A 277-nucleotide genomic window follows, 5' to 3' on the forward strand; every position below is an offset into this window, starting at 1 on the left:
GCGCGCCGGTGCAGGTCCAGGAGGTGGAGCAGGCCGTCGACGTCCATGGCCGCCACTGCGTGCAGGTCCACCAGGAGATCGCGTTCGTCCATGGTCACGTAGTCCAGGGCGCGCTGGAGCACTTCTCCCGCAGTCTCGTCGAGCTCCCCGGTGGCGCTGATCAGAATCGAGCTGCCGCAATGCTGGACGTCAACGTTGATCAATGTTCTGCTCCCGTCACCCGAAGGCTCCGGACCCACGGGCCCCCATCCTGGCGCGACGCGGCGTGGGGCCGGTG

At 68.2% G+C, this 277-nt stretch carries 1 pseudogene; it reads right to left on the reverse strand.

Annotation, left to right across the window (positions count from 1 at the left end):
- A pseudogene (locus tag IF09_RS0139645) lies at nucleotides 1-203 on the reverse strand (hypothetical protein); the annotation flags it as partial.
- Nucleotides 204-277 lie beyond the last annotated feature (74 nt).

This window comes from Streptomyces katrae (assembly GCF_000717655.1).
In the GTDB taxonomy this organism is placed as follows: Bacteria; Actinomycetota; Actinomycetes; order Streptomycetales; family Streptomycetaceae; genus Streptomyces; species Streptomyces katrae_B.